Here is a 15996-nt window from a genome sequence, read left to right on the forward strand (position 1 = left end):
GGCATATCGCTATGAAAAGAAAATTTCCACACCTCAGCAAACCCATCAAAATTGGTAACGTGTACTTTAGAAACCGCATGTTTGGTGCGCCAATGGGCGGCACCGACATCACTGCAGATTGCACCATTGGCCCGGCATCAACCAAGTTTTATGAAAACCGAGCCAAAGGTGGCGTGTCGAGTGTCACCGTGAGTGAATTGGTGGTTCATCCAGAGACCGAAGGCTCGCACATGTACCACCTAGATTTACAAACACCGGGATCGCTTGCCAGCTTTACATACACAGCGGATGCAATTCGTCGCCATGGCGCGATTGCCAGCGTGGAGCTGTCTCACTCCGGCCAATACGCGGGGACGTACCTCACCGACAAGAGCAAAAAGGAAGGCTTGTGCCAATGGGGGCCAAGTAACACTACACGTCCTGATGGTCGTGAAGTGCGAGAGCTGACACAAGCGCTGATTGACGACATCGTTGCGGCCTACGGCGAAAAAGCTGCACTCGCCAAACGCGCAGGTTTTGAAATGGTGATGGTGCATGGTGGCCATGGTTGGTTGATCAACCAGTTCCTGTCGCCTTACTTTAACAAACGTACCGACAAATACGGCGGTAGCATCGAAAACCGCGTGCGTTTTGCACAAGAAGTGTTAGACAGCGTGCGTAAGGCGGTTGGTCCGGGTTTCCCTATTGAGTTTCGCTTAAGTGGTTCAGAGCTATTTGAGGGGGGCTACGACTTAGCGGAAGGGATCGAAATTGCCAAGCTGATTGAAAGTCGTATCGATTTGCTACACGTGTCTGCAGGCACGTATCAACGTGGCTTTGGCGTGACTCACCCATCCATGTTCTTGCCACACGGCAGCAACGTGTATCTGGCGGAAGCCATCAAACAACAGGTGTCTGTGCCTGTGGCAACGATTGGTGGTTTGAACGATCCAGCACAAATGGAAGAGATCATCGCTTCCGGCAAAGCGGATATCGTGGAAATGGCACGAGCGCTGTTGGCGGACCCAGAATTGCCGAAGAAAGTGATCACTAACCAAGATGACCGCATTGTGCGCTGTCTGCGTTGTTTCACTTGCATGGCCGAGCGCGCGCAAACCGCGACGCGTCGTTGTACCGTGAACCCAATTATCGGTCGTGAGTTGGATGGATTGGAAATTGTTCCAGCGGCAACGAAGAAAAAAGTGCTGGTGGTTGGTGGTGGTCCTGCGGGTCTGCAAGCCGCGCTAACCGCAGCGAAACGCGGTCATGACGTTATTTTGTGTGAAAAGGGCGATGAAGTGGGCGGCATCTTGATTGGTGAACAGGCCATTTCTTTCAAATACGAGATGTACCAGCTGGGTGTTACGTTGGGCAAACTGTGTGAAGACGCCGGCGTCGACATTCGTTTGAACACCATGGTGGATAAAGCCTATGCTGATGCGATTCAACCCGATCACATTATTCTGGCGGTCGGTTCCGCACCGTTTATGCCACCGATCAGTGGATTGAAAGAGAACGCTGTGCTGATTAATGACTACCATCATCACGTCAACGACATCAGTCACGACGTGATCGTGCTCGGTGGTGGCTTGGCGGGGTGTGAAGCTGCAATTCACTTAGCGCGTGAACACAATAACGTGACATTGATTGAAATGAACAGCGAGTTGTCACCTGATGCGAATATCCGTCATCGTCCGTTGTTGCTGGCTGAAATTGAAAAATCTGGCATTACTGTGTTGAAAAATCACAAAGCCGTTGAAGTGCGTGCTGATGGTGTGGTGTGTGAAAATGCGGATGGCGAAACCGTGCATATCGATGGGTCCAGCGTGATCTGCGCGCTAGGTCAGCGTTCTCGCCGTGCGAGTGTGGATGAATTGTGGGATTGCGCACCGCTGGTAGCGCAAGTGGGCGACTGCGTGAAAGTCTCAACCATTACAACCGCGATTTACCAAGGGCATCATGCTGCGTTAGATATTTAACGCACGATCGCCTCGCGTTTCATTCAAAAACAAAGAGCCAACACCCAATTGACGAAAAGTGACCACTTGACGAATGGGGGTTGGCTCATGTTACTCCGGTACAAATACCGTTTTTTATTTACAACAATTGGCAGCGATTATTTTGCTAATTGACCTTCAATCGGTACGACGCTGCTTGCGTGGTAGCCTTTCGGTCCTTGTTCAACCTCATACGACACTTGCTGACCCGCCTTCAACGTGCGGTAGCCATCCATTTTGATCGTTGAGTAGTGCGCAAAAATGTCTCCATCTTCACCTTCCGGACAAATAAACCCAAATCCTTTGGCGTTGTTGAACCATTTTACTGTACCTGTAGCCATGCTATACATCCCTCATGCATTTATTTACTGATGTTGTTGAAGAAAACCCTCACTATTTTCCATCTTGGCGTTTTCTCAATCGTGAATAGCCATTCAGCCGCTGCCAAATTTTTAGTCACTAATTGACCAATGTAGTCAATGATTGAACACAGTCAATAGGAAAAACGTATAAAGGTACGGAGTTTTATAAGTAAATCACTATTGTTGTCTCTCTAACTGACGTTCCCATCGTTTAATTGCAACTTCGTTAACTTTCGCGTTGCTATCGTCGCATTTTGATAAAGATGACATTTGCAAATAGCGATGCATATTGTGAATGGGTTTGCATAATGATGGCGGATTTTTAAACGTTCGCTTGTGTGATGAGCCCGGATAGCAATGTTTTATTTGCAGCGATACAATTGCTGCATTAGTCTCTTAGTAAGGGTTGTTTTTCACCTGAACTGACAGCATGTTAGGTTATGAAACCGTGCTGATAGAAGAGACTGAAATGTCTAATTTGTATGAGAAACAGTCTGAAACACGGCCGTCATGAGTAGAAACTTTGAATGGGTGACTCCAGGCTCAGATTTACTGGAGCGAGAAGAAACAGCAATTAAGCCACCGGCGATGTATAACGTAGTGTTAAACAACGATGATTACACACCGATGGACTTTGTTATCGAAATCCTGGAGCGTTTTTTCTCGATGGATATAGAACGAGCGACTCAAGTGATGCTGAAGGTGCATTACGAAGGGAAAGCAATTTGTGGCACATTTACTGCAGAGGTTGCAGAGACGAAAGTCGCACAGGTGACAATGTACTCAAGGGAAAATGAGCATCCACTTCTGTGTACCATGGAGCGAGCTTAATACTTGCAACGACAATGTGGTTGTTCCTTAAGGAGGCCTTATGCTTAACAAAGAACTAGAGTCGAGTCTAAACGGCGCGTTCGCTCGAGCGCGAGACAAAAGACATGAATTTATGACCGTCGAGCACCTCCTACTTGCATTGCTGGAAAACGATGCAGCGAAGGAAGCATTACTGGCCTGTCAGGCAGACATCGACATACTCCGTCGTGAACTTGACACGTTTATCGATCAAACAACCCCCCTGATTCCTGAAAACGATGAAACACGTGAAACCCAACCAACGTTGAGTTTCCAGCGTGTGCTTCAGCGTGCGGTGTTCCATGTTCAGTCTTCTGGCCGCAGTGAAGTGACTGGTGCAAACGTGCTGGTGGCGATTTTCAGTGAACAGGAATCTCACGCAGCATACTTGCTGAAGAAAAACGACATCAGTCGTTTGGATATCGTGAACTACATTTCACACGGCATCACCAAAGCATCGAGCTCTGGCGATGAATCATCACCGGATTCATTCGGTACGGAGAGCGGTGAAGAGATCAGCGCTGACGAACGTTTGGAAAGCTTTGCGACCAACTTGAACAATTTGGCGAAACAAGGTCAGATCGACCCGCTGATTGGTCGTGATAAAGAGCTGGAACGAACCATTCAAGTGCTGTGTCGCCGCCGTAAAAATAACCCGCTGTTAGTGGGTGAGGCGGGTGTCGGTAAAACGGCCATCGCGGAAGGCCTTGCATGGCGAATCGTGGAAGGCCAAGTACCGGAAGTGATTCAAGACAGCGTGATTTACTCGCTGGACATCGGTTCGCTGCTGGCAGGCACCAAGTACCGCGGTGATTTTGAAAAACGTTTCAAATCGATTTTGAAACAGCTTGAGAAAGAAAAAGACGCCATTCTGTTCATTGATGAAATCCACACCATCATTGGTGCGGGTGCCGCTTCTGGCGGGCAAGTCGATGCGGCGAACCTCATCAAACCGTTGCTGAGCAGTGGTAAGTTGCGTTGTATTGGGTCGACCACGTATCAGGAATACAGCAACATTTTTGAAAAAGAGCGTGCGCTATCTCGCCGCTTCCAAAAAATCGACATTGTGGAACCATCACTTGATGACACCACGAAGATTCTGATGGGGCTGAAACCGAAATACGAAGCGCACCATGATGTGCGTTACACCAAAGAAGCACTGCGTGCTGCGGTGGAATTGTCGGCGAAATACATCAACGAACGTCATCTGCCTGATAAAGCGATTGACGTGATTGACGAAGCGGGCGCGCGAGTTCGCTTGCTGCCAGCGAGTCGCCGTAAGAAAACCGTCGGAGTGGCGGATATCGAGGCCATGGTGGCTAAAATGGCGCGTATTCCCGAAAAATCAGTCTCTTCTTCGGATAAAGATATTCTGAAAAATCTTGATCAGAAAATGAAGATGCTGGTGTTTGGACAAGACAATGCCATTGATGTGCTGTCTGAATCCATCAAACTGACTCGTGCAGGATTGGGCTCGGATAATCGTCCGGTGGGGTCATTCTTGTTTGCTGGTCCAACGGGTGTGGGTAAAACCGAAGTCACTGTGCAGCTGTCGAAACTGCTGGGCATTGAGCTGCTGCGCTTTGACATGTCGGAATACGGTGAACGTCATTCGGTCAGCCGTTTGATTGGTGCGCCTCCGGGCTACGTAGGTTTTGACCAAGGCGGCCTGTTGACTGATGCGGTGATCAAGCATCCTCATTCGGTGGTATTGCTAGATGAGATTGAGAAAGCGCATCCGGATATCTTCAACTTGCTATTGCAGGTCATGGACAACGGCACGCTAACGGATAACAACGGTCGTAAAGCCGACTTCCGTAATGTCATTTTGGTGATGACCACCAACGCGGGTGTGGCGGAAACTGTGAAGAAATCCATTGGTATGATTCAACAGGATCACAGCCATGATGCGATGGCGGAAATCAAGAAAGTGTTCACACCTGAGTTCCGTAACCGCCTTGACCACATCATCTGGTTTAACGCACTGGACGAACGTGTGATTCATCAGGTGGTTGACAAGTTCATCGTCGAGCTTCAAGTCCAGTTGGATGCGCGCGGCGTGTCTCTGGAAGTCTCGGAAGACGCTCGTCACTGGTTGGCGGTCAGAGGTTATGACCGTGACATGGGCGCCCGTCCAATGGGACGTGTGATTCAGGAACAATTGAAGAAACCGTTGGCGAATGAGCTGCTGTTTGGCTCACTGGTTGATGGGGGCACGGTGAAGGTGAATCTGAACGATGACCAACTGACCTTTGAGTACATGGGAACCAAAGAAGAAGTGGTTCACTGATGGTGCGAAAGCATTTCGCTTAGGTTCAATCATCATCCATAAAAAAGCGCACTCTTTGTAGTGCGCTTTTTCTTTGTCGTTCTGTCTCTTAGGCAACAAAAACGGAGCTTATAGCTCCGTTTTTGTTGCATTCGAAAATCAGTGATTAACGAGCACGGAAGACGATGCGGCCTTTAGTCAGGTCGTACGGAGTCATCTCAACAGTCACTTTGTCACCAGTAAGGATACGGATGTAGTTCTTACGCATTTTACCAGAGATGTGAGCTGTCACTGTGTGACCGTTTTCTAGCTCAACACGGAACATTGTGTTTGGAAGAGTATCAAGGACAGTACCTTGCATCTCAATTACGTCTTCTTTAGCCATTTAATCCTCTTTAGAAATTAGGCAAAAATTAACGGTCGCATTCTGCCGTTAATCGATCAATAAGTAAAGTTGGGGCGTATTCTACCCTTGCCAACGCTGATTTACTAGCCTTTGATGAGGTTGGAAGCGCACTTTGTAGTTCATTGCAGGGCATTCATCGATTTGATATCCCAAATAAAGCCACTGTTTGTTCATCTGGCGACACAGTTCCAACTGAATGAGAACCCCTAAGGTCCCGATGGACAAGGTCAGATCAGGATCAAAGAAAGTATAGAACGCGCTGGCGCAATGGGGCATGAAGTCAGTAATGGCAACGGCAATTAACTTATCGTTCTGATAAATATGAAGATAACGGGTCTCTAACCACAGCGAATGGGCAAATTTATCAAACTCATCTTTACGAGGCGGGTACATGCTGCCATCGCGATGACGGGCTTTGATATAACGGGCGTAGAGTGCGAACCACTCGCTATCCATGGTCTCTTTGAGCTCCCAACGCACATCGTCCCGCGTCTTATTCAGCAGGCGTTTTTGGCTTTTTGAGGGCGTAAAGTCAGCCACGGAAACGCGGAGCGCTTCGCATGCGCTGCACGTATCGCAATGGGGCTTATAGATGGTGTCGCCGCTACGACGAAACCCGTTCGCCAGCAAAATTTCATAGTTCTCGGGGGTTTGCATCTGAGTGTCGATGGCCACTGCCACGCGCTCCATGCGGTCTTTAAGGTAGCTGCACGGGTGGTTGTTGGTGAGACCAATACGAATCTGTTGCAGATCGGAACTCATAATTACTCCTCAGCAGATGTTTCAACGGGGCACGAGAGCCACTGGGGTTGAAAACAACGTTCTGTGACATGCTGTTCTTTTAAAGATAGCAACGATTGCATAAAGTTGTCGCGGGATAATTCCTTAGCGCCCAATGATTTAAGGTGTGGGTTCATCACTTGGCAGTCAATCAGTTTGCCCTGATGGGTGCTGAAATGGTGGCAAAAATACCACAGGGCGATTTTAGAGGCGTTGGTCGCGGTACTAAACATCGATTCGCCACAAAATAACTGACCCACTTCAATGCCGTACAGCCCACCCACCAAGGTGTCGTGTTGCCACACCTCCACGGAATGGCATTTGCCTTCGCGAGCCAATTGCCCGTAAGCCTGGCGCATCGGCTCATTCAGCCATGTCTCTTGTGGTGAACGCACCGCGGCGCACATTTCGATGACATCCGTCGTGGCATGATTAATACTGACGGTATATTGATGCTTGCGCTGAAATTTTTTCACACTTTTTGCCGGTATGAAGGTCTTAGGATCAAACACGGCTCTTGGCGACGGGCTCCACCATAAAATGGGTTCACCGGGGCCAAACCACGGGAAGATGCCCTGTTGGTAACCCTGGTAGATGCGCTTTGGATTCAGGTCCCCGCCAAAGGCCAGTAAACCATTAGGTTCTTTGAGTGCGGAGTAGGGCGACGGAAAATCAAAATGTTCCAACGCCAGTTCGGTGAGATATATCGCCATTGCGTGATCGGTTTCCTAGTCGCTCAACATTGTCCCAATAACAGTCATCCCTTAAAGGAGATAAACATGAAACGCTGGTTATGGATCTTATTGATTTTTCCTCTGTTTGCCAATGCTGCCTATCAGCGAAATCAAGCGCGCCCGGTGAACGACGTGGTGTTTGGTCAAATTGAAACCGTTCGCTACATCTCTCAGCAAGACATGGTGCACTCCAAAGCAAACGGTTGGGAAACTTTACTTGGTGCCGTTGTAGGCGGCTTGATTGGCAACCAGTTTGGTGATGGTCATGGCCGAGAGGTCGCCACTGCCATTGGCGCGGTGGCTGGCGCAGGTGTGGCGCGTGCCAACGCCAATCAAAGTTATCAGGTCGAATATCGCTTGGTGGAAGTTCTGATTAAAACCGCCGACGGCAAGTTAATCGATGTGATTCAAGATGTCGATCGTCACATGTTATTTAGCCCAGGCGATCGCGTTCGTATTCTCTATTTTAATGATGGCGTCCGCGTTGATAAGGAATTATAACCCTTACAACATGCAATTTTGCTGGCTGCGTGGGCCTTGCAAGAATTTCATTTTAAACCGCAGATTAGCACTGGCGCTCCTTTGGGAATTTGGTTAGTCTGCGGTTACGAAGAATTTTCACTGCCCTAAATAAAAACAGGAATAGTGGCGGTGCAAGGAACACAACTTTAATGGAAAGCCTCACGTTACAACCCATTTCAAAAATTGACGGAGAAGTGAACCTTCCGGGTTCTAAAAGTGTATCAAACCGCGCTTTATTACTTGCGGCACTCGCCAAAGGTACGACTCGTCTGACCAATCTACTCGACAGTGACGATATTCGCCACATGTTGAATGCGCTGAGCAAGCTGGGCGTGGTGTATCGCCTGTCAGAAGATAAAACTGAATGTGAAGTGGAAGGACTGGGTAAGCCGTTTACCGTGTCTGAACTTCAAGAGCTGTTCCTCGGCAATGCAGGCACCGCGATGCGCCCACTGGCGGCGGCGCTCTGTTTAGGCGAAGGCGAGTTCATCTTAACCGGTGAACCACGTATGAAAGAGCGTCCGATTGGCCATTTGGTCGACGCGCTGCGTCAAGCTGGCGCGCAAATCGAATATCTCGAAAATGAAAACTACCCACCATTACGCATCACCGGCACTGGGCTTGAATCTGGCACCGTGACGATCGATGGGTCGATTTCTAGCCAATTCTTAACGGCATTTTTGATGTCTGCGCCTCTGGCCAAAGGTAAAGTGACCATTCAAATTGATGGTGAATTGGTTTCCAAACCGTACATTGATATCACGTTACACATCATGGAACAGTTCGGCGTTCAGGTGATCAACAACGATTACCAAGAATTTGTGATTCCGGCGGGTCAGTCTTATGTATCGCCTGGTAACTTTCTGGTTGAAGGGGATGCCTCTTCGGCGTCTTATTTCCTCGCGGCAGCGGCCATCAAGGGCGGTCAGGTGAAAGTGACCGGTATTGGGAAAAACAGCATTCAAGGTGACATTCAGTTTGCAGAAGCGCTGGAAAAAATGGGCGCGCACATTGAGTGGGGCGAAGATTACGTCATTGCTCGCCGCGGCGAACTCAATGCGGTTGATTTGGATTTCAACCACATTCCGGATGCGGCGATGACCATTGCCACGGCCGCGCTGTTTGCCAACGGCACCACCGCCATTCGCAATGTGTATAACTGGCGTGTGAAAGAGACAGATCGTTTGGCGGCGATGGCAACTGAGCTACGTAAAGTGGGTGCGACGGTAGAAGAGGGTGAGGATTACATCATCATCACGCCACCTCAAAAGTTGATTCACGCAGCGATTGACACGTATGACGATCACCGCATGGCCATGTGCTTCTCGCTCGTTGCGTTGAGCGATACCCCAGTGACCATCAATGATCCGAAGTGTACGTCAAAAACGTTCCCAGATTACTTTGATAAGTTTGCACAACTGAGTCATTAAAGTGATTGAAATAAAAGCCTCATAAAGAGGCTTTTATTATTTTTGCAGCGTAAACTCTTTTGAAAGCTGATGGGCGAGATATTTGAACATATTGAACACCGCCGTGGTTTTTGGTGTTGGCAGCCCTTTTTCATCGAGAAAGTAGTTGCCTTTAAACACCAGGACGCCGTCTTTCTCTTCCACACTGTCTGCACGCATGCCGTCCATGTAGTTTTCATGCTCCTGAATCAGTTGGTTGGCGATCAGCAGTAAATCAAATTCGCTGATGCTTGTCTTATCGCTCATAGTAGATCTCCTCAGGGTTGAACTGCCCACAGTTTAGGACTGTGACACGCAAAAACCATGATCAAAAACAGATAAAGTCACATTCTTGTTGATGATCAAACTGTGATTTGTTCCATATTTCACTCGTTTGCAGTCGCGCCTTCCGCAATGTCACTTTAGTATGTGCGGGTTTTCGATGCACCAATACGCTTTCGTCCAATTGTCGAGCAAATAAATGGTTTTTTAAAAAAACAAGTTGATCTTCTCTTTGTTCGGCTCGATAGTAAAAAAAGAAGCAATATTTTAGAACGTCAATGCGACGACTGTTCGCATAGTGATTAAGGACATTTGAGTCAAATTATGGGTAAATCACTCGTTATAGTGGAGTCGCCAGCCAAGGCCAAAACAATCAACAAATATCTTGGCAAAGACTTTATTGTGAAGTCTAGTGTCGGTCACGTCCGCGATCTGCCTACTGCCGGTCAGAGCAGTACGACTACGAAAAAAGCAGCACCTACGTCAACTAAGAATTTAAGTGTGGAAGAAAAAGCGCGCTTAAAGAAAGAGAAAGACAAGGCTGCACTGATCAAAAAAATGGGTGTCGACCCTTATCACGGTTGGGAAGCGAATTATCAAATCCTACCGGGGAAAGAAAAGGTCGTTGCCGAACTACAGAAACTAGCGAAAGACGCAGACAGCGTTTATCTCGCAACCGACTTGGACCGCGAGGGAGAAGCCATCGCTTGGCACCTTCGTGAGATCATCGGCGGCGATGAAGAGCGATATAAACGTGTTGTGTTTAACGAAATTACCAAAAACGCGATCCAACAAGCTTTCCAACAACCTGGTGAGCTGAACATGGATGGCGTGAATGCTCAGCAAGCGCGTCGTTTCATGGACCGCGTGGTGGGCTTTATGGTGTCACCACTGTTGTGGAAAAAAGTGGCTCGTGGTCTGTCGGCTGGTCGTGTTCAGTCGGTTGCCGTGAAACTACTGGTAGAACGTGAGCGCGAAATCAAAGCGTTTGTGCCGGAAGAATTCTGGGATATCCACGCAGACACCAAAACACCGAGCAAAGAAGATTTCCGCCTGTTGGTGGCACAGAAAGATGGCGTTGCATTCAAACCTTCGAATGAAGCAGAAGCAATGGCTGCCATGTCTGTGCTGCAAAAAGCGGCTTATGAAGTGTGCAAACGCGAAGATAAGCCAACCAGCAGCAAGCCTTCGGCCCCATTTATTACCTCGACACTGCAACAAGCGGCAAGTACCCGCTTAGGTTACGGTGTGAAGAAAACCATGATGTTGGCGCAACGTCTGTACGAAGCTGGTTACATTACCTACATGCGTACCGACTCGACCAACCTCAGTTCTGAAGCCGTTGATGCGGTTCGTCAGTACATTACGAGCGAATTCGGTGAGGCTTACCTGCCAGCTAAACCAAACGTGTACGGCAGCAAAGAAGGGGCGCAAGAGGCGCACGAAGCGATTCGTCCATCTGATGTGGCGGTGAAAGCCGATGCCTTGGAAGGTATGGAAGCTGACGCGCACAAACTGTATGCCCTGATTTGGAATCAATTTGTGTCGTGTCAAATGACGCCTGCAAAATACGATTCAACCACGGTGAGCGTGAAAGCTGCGGAATACACCCTGAAAGCGAAAGGTCGTATCCTGAAGTTTGATGGTTGGACACGTGTTCAGCGCCCACTGGGTAAGAACGAAGATCAGATCCTGCCAGTGGTTGAAGTGGGTGAGACACTGTCACTTGAGAAGTTGGATCCAAAACAGCACTTTACCAAGCCGCCCGCACGTTATACGGAAGCGGCACTGGTTAAAGAACTGGAGAAACGCGGTATCGGTCGTCCGTCGACTTACGCATCTATCATTTCCACCATTCAAGACCGCGGTTATGTGAAGGTGGATCAGCGTCGTTTCTACGCTGAAAAGATGGGCGAAATCGTGACAGACCGTCTTGATGACAGCTTCGAAGATCTCATGAACTACGACTTCACCGCGCGTATGGAACAGAAACTGGACCAAATTGCCGAAGGTGAAACCAGCTGGAAAGGCGTGCTGGATAACTTCTTTGAAGATTTCAGCCACAACCTTGAAACAGCTGAGCAAGATGAAGATCACGGCGGTATGAAACCGAACCATATCGTGATGACCAATATTTTGTGTCCGACGTGCTCACGCCCAATGGGGATTCGCACGGCTTCAACTGGTGTGTTCCTTGGCTGTTCAGGGTATGCGTTGCCACCGAAAGAGCGTTGTAAAACCACCATCAACTTGGGTGATGAAGATGGCATTATCAACGTGCTGGAAGAGGACGTTGAAACCGCAGCGCTGCGCGCGAAGAAACGTTGCCCTATCTGTGAAACGGCAATGGACGCGTACCTGATTGACGATAAGCGTAAACTGCACGTTTGTGGTAACAACCCGAACTGTGAAGGCTACATCGTTGAGCAAGGCGAGTTCAAAGTAAAAGGCTACGATGGTCCGGTTGTCGAGTGTGACAAATGTGGTTCAGACATGGTGCTGAAAAACGGTCGCTTCGGTAAATACATGGACTGTACCAGCGAAACCTGTAAGAACACACGTAAGATTCTTCGTAACGGCGAAGTTGCGCCACCAAAAGAAGATCCCGTGCATTTCCCTGAATTGCCGTGTGAAAACTCAGATGCGTACTTTGTACTGCGTGATGGTGCTTCGGGTTTGTTCCTTGCAGCGAGCAACTTCCCTAAATCGCGTGAAACTCGCGCGCCATTGGTGGAAGAGTTGGCGAAATACAAAGATCGCCTGCCAGAAAAATACCAATATTTGGCCGATGCGCCTGCGCAAGATCCTGATGGTCTGAAAGCGGTGGTTCGCTTTAGCCGTAAGAGTAAAGAGCACTACGTTCGTACGGAAACGGATGGCAAACCATCCGGTTGGACGGCGCTTTACAACGATGGCCACTGGGACATCACAGACAAACGCAAAAAAGCGAAGTAAACCTCGTTTTCGCATCAAAGGCAGCCGAAGGGCTGCCTTTTTTATCGCCCCAAAACCATGATCCAGATCTCTCTCTGATCAAAACGCAACTTTTAAGTGATATTTCTCATTTTAATTTTTTGAGAAAGTACCAACAGCTGTCTTTCTGAATCATCAATAAGCATGAATGGCTGGGTATGAAACTAAGGATGCGCATTTATTCCATCAACCTCATGTTGGCGTTGTGTATCAGCGTGGCGGGAACGTGCGCCGCGCGTTATCTTCTGCATCAGGTTGAAAATGAATGGCTCAGACAAGCGGCGGGCATGCTGGCTCGTTACGACAGCCAGAAAGCGCTTCAGCCCATTTTGCATCAAGTTATGTTGACGCGGCGCTTGTCAAACGAACCCACGTTGCACATGTGGATACAGAACAGTGCCGATATGTCGTTGCAGCACCGTGTTTCAGACATCTTGCGTCGCTACCGCACAACGATGGGCGAAACGCGCCTGCATTTGGTCCTGGATGTGAACGCCCCCATTGAGACCGCATCCGTCAGCGATGTGATCGACTTTCAGTACGCGGCCTTGGCACCCACGGTTAATGGACAGCGCCAACTTGATGAGACAACCTCGGTCTCTATTCTGCACCCCGATGATGGCCGTGAACCTTGGTTACAAGTACGTACGCTCATGATCGCCAATCAGCAAATCTTAGGGTTTGTCGAAACCGAGACGAATCTTCGTGATTTGCCTTTGCCGCCCGCCGAGTCACAGACACAAGGCGTGTTGACGTTGCTACTGAATGCTGATGGACAACCGTTGCTGACGTCGCATGCAGATGACGCATCTTCACCTGCCTCAGTGAAGATGTCACAGCCGCGTGAATTGGACTGGAATCAGGTCAACGTGATGATGCAGCGGCAGCGAGCAGGGCAGGAGCCGTTATCCATTTTGATGCATCATGACGACGCATCATCGTTGGTTGCACTCAATTACCTGCCTGAGCTGGATTGGTTCGAACTCAATATTCTGCAGGCGAAGCACATGCCCGTTCTTCAGCACTTGAATGCGTTTTATTGGTTGTTGATGGCCATCATTTGGGGCATGAGTTTCCTATGGGCGTTCACCATGGATACGGTGTTTATACATCCCATTCGGCGTATTCATCGAAAAATGTTCGGCTTTGTCCAATCACAAGCTTCCAGCCAGTTGCCGCTGGTTTCCCGCCAGTCGACGAGCGAAATTAGGCAAATCATGACCATGACGGAGCATTGTCACCGCATGGTGTTTGAAGCGAAGCAACAGGTGGAAACGCAGGTTGCGGAGCGGACGTTAGCCTTGAACCGATTGTCCACCGTGGATCCGCTTACACAACTGTTGAACCGACGAGGCATGGATACCGAATTGCGGGCGGAATTGGCTCGTTGTCGGCGAGAGTGTCGCGTGTTTGGCTTGTTGTGGGTGGAAGTTGGCCAGTTTCAATCCATCCAAAGTTCGCTCGGGCGCGAAGCCGCAGAGTCTGTTCTGCATCATGTGGTTAACATCATTCAACTCAATATTCGGGAATATGACGCCGCGTGCCGGTGGGGAGACAACGAATTTCAAATTTTGGTGCGAAACGACAGTGCGCAAAGTTTGCAATCACTCGCGGAACGGCTGTGCAAGCAGTGTGAGGTTCCGGTGCATATTCCCGCGATCAACACATCCCTCATTGTACCGCTATCGGTTGGTGGCACATTGGTTTCGAATGAAAACGACATCAATGACGTACTCGCGAAAGCTGACAGTGCACTCTATTTTGCCAAGCAAGACGCACGACAAAATATTCACATTTGGCGCTCGGAAAGTACAGGCGCCGCATAAAATGCAACATCAGCCATTTTTTGTCACATTCAGTTACTACTATGTTGATGGTTTTCTCAATTTTTTGAGCAAAAACCGTGAAGGAATTGTTGGGATTTATGTGCAACGAAATCCTTGTTTTGTGAGCGGGATTAGGAGTTGGAAAGGTAATGCGCAATTCCATTAGAGAATGCTGATTCTGAAATTGTATTCCTACACGGTTTGGATAAAGTAATAGCCAACTGGTTGCACTTTCGGTACGAACTTTGTGCTTGCTGCATGCATGCTGCGACCAGCGACTTAGGATAAGTATTGCCACTCCCCCCAACCCTCACTGTGGCGAATGAAATAACACATAATGGAGAACAATAATGACTGGTGTATTAGGAATGATTTTGGCTGGCGGCGAAGGCTCTAGACTGATGCCACTGACAGCATCCAGAACCAAGCCGGCTGTTCCTTTTGGCGGAAGCTATCGACTGATCGATTTCGCGCTGAATAACTTTGTGAATGCTGATCTAATGCGTATCTATGTGTTGACTCAGTTTAAATCCCAGTCCCTATATATCCACATGAAAAAAGGTTGGAATGTCTCTGGCATTCGTGACCGTTTCATTGATTCTATTCCTGCTCAAATGCGTGACGGTAAACGTTGGTATGAAGGCACCGCAGATGCCATCTACCAGAACCTGAGATTTATCGAGACGTCTGAATCGGACCAAGTGTGTATTTTTGGTTCGGATCATATCTACAAGATGGATATTCGTCAGATGCTTGATTATCACCGTCAGAAAGAGGCGCGTTTAACCGTATCTGCATTGCGTATGCCTTTGTCACAGGCATCTCAATTCGGCGTCATCGAAGTGGACGATGAAGGTCGTATGATCGGCTTTGAAGAGAAACCGAAGAACCCGAAATCAATTCCAGGCGACCCAGAATGGGCGTTGGTCTCGATGGGGAACTACATCTTTGAAACCGAGACCCTGTGTGATGAACTGCGCGCGGATGCGGTCAAAGAAGGTTCCAGCCACGATTTCGGTAAGGACATCATTCCAAAGATGTTCCTCGAAGGTGGCGTGTACGTTTATGACTTTTCGACCAACAAGATCAAGGGAGAGAAAGACTCATGCTACTGGCGTGATGTCGGTACGATTGAATCGTACTGGGCCGCGCACATGGACTTGTTGGAAAAAGAGCCGCCATTTTCTTTGTATAACCGCAGTTGGCCGCTGCACACCTACTACCCACCATTGCCACCCGCGACATTTATCGATGTCGAAGACAAAAAAGTCACGGTGACAGATAGCCTGATCTCGGGTGGTAGCTACATTCAGGGCGCAAAAATTTATAAGTCTGTTCTCGGATACCGCAGTAACATTGCTGCTGGCACTTACATTAGTGAATCTGTTATCTTGGGTGATGTGAAAATTGGTGCAGGATGCACAATTAAACGCGCTATTATCGACAAGAATGTTGAAATCGCCGCGGGTACCATCATCGGCGAAGATCTAGAACTAGACAGACAACGATTCCATGTGTCCGACGAAGGCATCGTTGTCATAGCAAAAGGAACAAAAGTTGGATTCTAAC

13 protein-coding genes are annotated in these 15996 nt (G+C 48.6%); 8 read left to right on the top strand and 5 right to left on the bottom strand.

Annotation, left to right across the window (positions count from 1 at the left end; translation table 11 throughout):
- Positions 1-11 precede the first annotated feature (11 nt).
- A complete protein-coding gene (locus ACF8PK_RS05025) occupies positions 12-1958 on the top strand; it encodes an FAD-dependent oxidoreductase (RefSeq protein WP_392440351.1) in 1947 nt (648 codons plus the stop codon).
- 137 nt (positions 1959-2095) lie between these two features.
- On the opposite strand, the gene cspD is transcribed toward ACF8PK_RS05025, so the two are convergent.
- Positions 2096-2317 (bottom strand): cold shock domain-containing protein CspD, encoded by a 222-nt coding sequence (gene cspD / locus ACF8PK_RS05030; RefSeq protein WP_004725408.1) that lies wholly within the window; start codon positions 2315-2317, stop codon positions 2096-2098.
- 531 nt (positions 2318-2848) lie between these two features.
- Between cspD and clpS the strand changes: the two genes are divergently transcribed.
- Positions 2849-3169: an ATP-dependent Clp protease adapter ClpS gene (clpS, locus tag ACF8PK_RS05035; protein ID WP_038151016.1), complete on the top strand. Its 321-nt coding sequence runs from the start codon at positions 2849-2851 to the stop codon at positions 3167-3169.
- A 40-nt stretch (positions 3170-3209) separates the two neighbouring features.
- Positions 3210-5477 (top strand): ATP-dependent Clp protease ATP-binding subunit ClpA, encoded by a 2268-nt coding sequence (clpA, locus tag ACF8PK_RS05040; protein WP_014204897.1) that lies wholly within the window; start codon positions 3210-3212, stop codon positions 5475-5477.
- Between the two features lie 145 nt (positions 5478-5622).
- On the opposite strand, the gene infA is transcribed toward clpA, so the two are convergent.
- The 3 genes from infA to aat form a co-directional block, all read right to left on the bottom strand.
- Positions 5623-5841 (bottom strand): translation initiation factor IF-1, encoded by a 219-nt coding sequence (gene infA / locus ACF8PK_RS05045; protein ID WP_004725411.1) that lies wholly within the window; start codon positions 5839-5841, stop codon positions 5623-5625.
- Positions 5842-5922: 81 nt separating this feature from the next.
- On the bottom strand, positions 5923-6624 hold the full coding sequence (locus ACF8PK_RS05050; protein ID WP_004725413.1) for an arginyltransferase: 702 nt from the start codon (positions 6622-6624) through the stop codon (positions 5923-5925).
- A 2-nt stretch (positions 6625-6626) separates the two neighbouring features.
- Positions 6627-7355, bottom strand: a complete 729-nt coding sequence (gene aat, locus ACF8PK_RS05055) for a leucyl/phenylalanyl-tRNA--protein transferase (protein WP_143678879.1) — start codon at positions 7353-7355, stop codon at positions 6627-6629.
- 66 nt (positions 7356-7421) lie between these two features.
- Between aat and ACF8PK_RS05060 the strand changes: the two genes are divergently transcribed.
- Positions 7422-7877 (top strand): glycine zipper 2TM domain-containing protein, encoded by a 456-nt coding sequence (locus ACF8PK_RS05060; RefSeq protein WP_004725417.1) that lies wholly within the window; start codon positions 7422-7424, stop codon positions 7875-7877.
- A gap of 170 nt (positions 7878-8047) precedes the next feature.
- Positions 8048-9328 (top strand): 3-phosphoshikimate 1-carboxyvinyltransferase, encoded by a 1281-nt coding sequence (gene aroA, locus ACF8PK_RS05065; protein ID WP_004725419.1) that lies wholly within the window; start codon positions 8048-8050, stop codon positions 9326-9328.
- A 36-nt stretch (positions 9329-9364) separates the two neighbouring features.
- Here aroA and ACF8PK_RS05070 read toward each other — a convergent pair whose 3' ends face one another.
- Entirely contained in the window at positions 9365-9613 is a 249-nt protein-coding gene (locus ACF8PK_RS05070) for a YciN family protein (protein ID WP_004725420.1), read from the bottom strand.
- Positions 9614-9952: 339 nt separating this feature from the next.
- Between ACF8PK_RS05070 and topA the strand changes: the two genes are divergently transcribed.
- The 3 genes from topA to glgC all read left to right on the top strand — a co-directional run bounded on the left by topA (position 9953) and on the right by glgC (position 15995).
- A complete protein-coding gene (gene topA / locus ACF8PK_RS05075) occupies positions 9953-12583 on the top strand; it encodes a type I DNA topoisomerase (protein ID WP_392440356.1) in 2631 nt (876 codons plus the stop codon).
- Between the two features lie 176 nt (positions 12584-12759).
- The gene (locus ACF8PK_RS05080; RefSeq protein ID WP_392440358.1) at positions 12760-14427 is read left to right on the top strand and encodes a GGDEF domain-containing protein; all 1668 of its coding nucleotides are present in this window, start codon (positions 12760-12762) and stop codon (positions 14425-14427) included.
- A 350-nt stretch (positions 14428-14777) separates the two neighbouring features.
- Positions 14778-15995 carry a glucose-1-phosphate adenylyltransferase gene (glgC, locus tag ACF8PK_RS05085; protein ID WP_392440360.1) on the top strand — a complete coding sequence of 406 codons (1218 nt, stop codon included), beginning with the start codon at positions 14778-14780 and terminating at the stop codon, positions 15993-15995.
- The last annotated feature ends 1 nt before the right edge of the window (position 15996 follow it).

Source organism: Vibrio sp. CJQ_6 (assembly GCF_043106745.1).
GTDB classification, from domain to species: domain Bacteria; phylum Pseudomonadota; class Gammaproteobacteria; order Enterobacterales; family Vibrionaceae; genus Vibrio; species Vibrio furnissii.

Coding starts and splice junctions, on each gene's coding strand:
- ACF8PK_RS05025 (WP_392440351.1), top strand. CDS start 12: ATGAAAAGAAAATTTCCACACCTCAGCAAACCCATCAAAATTGGTAAC.
- cspD (WP_004725408.1), bottom strand. CDS start 2,317: ATGGCTACAGGTACAGTAAAATGGTTCAACAACGCCAAAGGATTTGGG.
- clpS (WP_038151016.1), top strand. CDS start 2,849: ATGAGTAGAAACTTTGAATGGGTGACTCCAGGCTCAGATTTACTGGAG.
- clpA (WP_014204897.1), top strand. CDS start 3,210: ATGCTTAACAAAGAACTAGAGTCGAGTCTAAACGGCGCGTTCGCTCGA.
- infA (WP_004725411.1), bottom strand. CDS start 5,841: ATGGCTAAAGAAGACGTAATTGAGATGCAAGGTACTGTCCTTGATACT.
- ACF8PK_RS05050 (WP_004725413.1), bottom strand. CDS start 6,624: ATGAGTTCCGATCTGCAACAGATTCGTATTGGTCTCACCAACAACCAC.
- aat (WP_143678879.1), bottom strand. CDS start 7,355: ATGGCGATATATCTCACCGAACTGGCGTTGGAACATTTTGATTTTCCG.
- ACF8PK_RS05060 (WP_004725417.1), top strand. CDS start 7,422: ATGAAACGCTGGTTATGGATCTTATTGATTTTTCCTCTGTTTGCCAAT.
- aroA (WP_004725419.1), top strand. CDS start 8,048: ATGGAAAGCCTCACGTTACAACCCATTTCAAAAATTGACGGAGAAGTG.
- ACF8PK_RS05070 (WP_004725420.1), bottom strand. CDS start 9,613: ATGAGCGATAAGACAAGCATCAGCGAATTTGATTTACTGCTGATCGCC.
- topA (WP_392440356.1), top strand. CDS start 9,953: ATGGGTAAATCACTCGTTATAGTGGAGTCGCCAGCCAAGGCCAAAACA.
- ACF8PK_RS05080 (WP_392440358.1), top strand. CDS start 12,760: ATGAAACTAAGGATGCGCATTTATTCCATCAACCTCATGTTGGCGTTG.
- glgC (WP_392440360.1), top strand. CDS start 14,778: ATGACTGGTGTATTAGGAATGATTTTGGCTGGCGGCGAAGGCTCTAGA.